Annotated in this window: 1 protein-coding gene, 1 tRNA gene and 1 pseudogene; 2 read left to right on the forward strand and 1 reads right to left on the reverse strand. The window is 68.2% G+C overall.

Annotated features, from left to right (window positions below):
- Positions 1 to 3 precede the first annotated feature (3 nt).
- Positions 4 to 78: transfer RNA gene (locus tag VAE46_RS08675), tRNA-Asn, on the reverse strand.
- A 215-nt stretch (positions 79 to 293) separates the two neighbouring features.
- Here VAE46_RS08675 and VAE46_RS08680 point away from each other — a divergent pair.
- Together VAE46_RS08680 and VAE46_RS13560 are read left to right on the forward strand one after the other, a co-directional pair.
- Positions 294 to 1376, forward strand: coding sequence for a Gfo/Idh/MocA family oxidoreductase (locus VAE46_RS08680; protein WP_322796534.1), 1083 nt, complete (start codon positions 294 to 296; stop codon positions 1374 to 1376).
- Positions 1377 to 1522: 146 nt separating this feature from the next.
- Positions 1523 to 1659, forward strand: a pseudogene (locus tag VAE46_RS13560) (crotonyl-CoA carboxylase/reductase); the annotation flags it as partial.

The raw sequence follows: 1659 nt of genomic DNA on the forward strand, positions 1-1659 counted from the left end.
GGATGGCTCCCCGGCGAGGATTCGAACCTCGAACCTAGCGGTTAACAGCCGCGCGCTCTACCGTTGAGCTACCGGGGAACACCGTGAGTTTCGGATGCCGGGCGGGCAAACGCAACCTTTGCGGGGCCTGAAGGAGACAGAGAACGGCCGCCCGCGGAAGGTCACTTGCGCCCCCAGGTGGATCCTTCCGCTGGCGGCCGTAGCAACAGGATGCGACCGGTGCCCGGCGGGTTCACCAGCGGGCAGCAAGGCGGCCGTAAAATGCCCGCAAATTCGCCCAGGCGGTATTCCCGGTGCCCATTCCTGTCGTCGGTCTCATCGGCTGCGGCCACATCGGCCGCTTCCACTCGCGCAACCTGCGCGGCGCCATTCGCTCGGGCGTGGTCGAGGCCCGGTACGTGGCGGTGTGCGACCGCGACCGGTCCCGGGCTGAGGCGTTCGCGGCGATCACCGGCGCGGAGCTGGTCACCGACACCGCCGAGGAGCTGCTGGAGTACCCGGGCCTCAACTGCGTCTACATCTGCACGGAGACGGCAGAACACCCGGCGCTGGTGGAGGCGGCGGCGGCGCGTGGCCTGCATATTTTCTGCGAGAAGCCGCTGGCGCGGACGCTGGACGAGGTCGATGCGATGGCGGCGGCGGTCGACCGGGCGGGGGTCATCAACCAGGTCGGGCTGGTGCTGCGCTACTCGCCGGTGCTGACGGTACTGGCGGAGCTGATCTCGGCGCCGGGGCTGGGCCCGCTGCTGACCGCACACCTGCGCGACGACCAGTTCTTCCCGGTGCGCGGGCATTACAATAGCACCTGGCGCGGCAGCTTCGAACGCGCCGGGGGCGGGACGCTCATCGAGCACTCGATTCACGATGTCGACGTGTTCCGCTGGCTGTTCGGCGAGATTCGGGCCGTGCGTTGCCATACGCGGGAGGCCACGCCGGGGCACCCGGGCATCGAAGACGTCGCGCTGGTGACGTTCCAGCACGAGGGCGGGCACCAGACGACCCTGAGCTCGGTCTGGCACAGCCTCGACGATCGGCCGTCGACGCGGTTCCTCGAGGTGTTCTTCGAGGGTGGGTATTTCGCGACCGACCACGATTTCCTCGGCCCGATCCGGTACCAGGGCCGGAGCGGACCGCTCCAGGAGCTGAGCGCCGATGAGGTGTTCGAGCGCTACGTGGCGCTGGCCGGGCTCACCCCGGGCGAGGCGGAACTGGCGCGGCAGGGGATGCTCGAGGACGTCGCCTTCCTGCAGGCGGTGCGGGACGGGCGGCCGGCCTTCCCGGATTTTTCGACCGCGCGGGCCGCGCACGCGGTGGTGGATGCGTGCTACCGGAGCGCACGAGAGTTTCGCGAAATCCTCGTCGGGTCTTTTGCCTGAGGTATACGCTTCGGCTATAGCTCCAAGCGAATCCCCATTTACTGGTCGATGGGCTTCGGGTAGCATTACGTGGACCCGGCCGGCGCCGGCACCACACGCGAAGGGACAGGCTGCAGCCCGCCCGATGAGCTCACGGAGTGAAGACGATGACGACCGAGACCCTGAAGGACCTGTACGAAATCGGCGAGATGCCGCCGCTGGGCCATGTGCCGGCGAAGATGTATGCGCAGGTGATCCGGCAGTCCCGCTTCGGGCAGCCGACCCAGGCGTTCCAGATCGAAGT

It is taken from the genome of Tepidiforma sp. (genome assembly GCF_034433535.1).
Classification (GTDB): Bacteria; Chloroflexota; Dehalococcoidia; order Tepidiformales; family Tepidiformaceae; genus Tepidiforma.